This window comes from Bacilliculturomica massiliensis (assembly GCF_900605495.1).
In the GTDB taxonomy this organism is placed as follows: Bacteria; Bacillota; Clostridia; order Peptostreptococcales; family Anaerovoracaceae; genus Bacilliculturomica; species Bacilliculturomica massiliensis.
The window spans coordinates 1-1,034 of record NZ_LR027595.1 but is presented as its reverse complement, the minus strand read 5'-3'; the positions used below and the strand labels follow the sequence as shown (position 1 = coordinate 1,034).

The 1,034-nt window shown below is 62.6% G+C and carries 1 protein-coding gene; it reads left to right on the top strand.

Translation table 11 applies throughout. The features are described from left to right. The coding region (locus E0E37_RS01210; RefSeq protein ID WP_207302901.1) for a hypothetical protein at positions 1–226 on the top strand (226 nt) is incomplete at its 5' end. Positions 227–1,034: the final 808 nt, after the last annotated feature.

The following is a 1,034-nucleotide window of genomic DNA, read 5'->3' as shown; positions in this document are numbered from 1 at the left end:
GGACACGGAGGACACGGCTCCGGACAGGGCACCGGGCACGGGCACGGAGGACACGGCTCCGGGCAGGGCGGCGGGCACGGACACGGAGGACACGGCTCCGGGCAGGGCGGCGGGCACGGACACGGAGGACACGGCTCCGGGCAGGGCGGCGGGCACGGACACGGAGGATATGGCTCCGGGCAGGGCGGCGGACACGGACACGGAGGATATGGCTCCGGAGGGATAGGACCCGGATAAGGAGGCCACGGGCTCGGGGGGAGGGGGCCGGGACAGGGCGGCCAGAACATCTGCGGAGGCCAGCACCAACCGGGTGCAAACGGAGGTATAAAACCTGGCACAGGCGGCCAGACAACGCCCATCCCGGGGCCGCCTGTCTCTCCCGCGCCGCCGCTATTATTGCTGTTATTGTTATTATTATTGTTGTTGTTATTATTCAGAATGCTGATGCCCGTATTCGTCCGGATCAGCTGCGTTCCCTGATCACCGCACCCAACGCCGGCAATGCATCCCGTCCCCGGTGCAGAGCAGATAAGTTCCGGATTTGTAACGCACACGCAGATCTCCGCATTCAAAGTGACGTTCACATCCTCAAAGCTCGAACCGATAGGCTGGTAGTTGTCTCCTTCCGTTGGGATCATAACTACCGATCTGACCGCCGTCCCCGTGAACGAAGCTCTCACATTGAAGCAGAGACTGCTGTGGCAGAGCCGGATCAGCAGATAAAACTCCTGTCCGATGGCCGGTGCGTTGATGGGATTTCCGCAGAAATCGGCGAAATCAGCTGTAAAGCTGTCGTCGCAGTCGCAGACCGGATCAATGGTTATGACCGGCTGTCCGACGAAACTCGACTGAAGGCGGAACGGTCCGATCAACAGCCGGCCGCATACCGCGCGCACTTCATTGGGACAGCCGCGAAAGACCAGATAGGACTCGGCCGGATCTCCCGGTATGAGTCCTGAATTGCAGCAGCGGATAAGATCCGGACCGGCGCCGCATGATCCGCACGAACCGGCGCCCTCGGCCGGGGCCGGCCG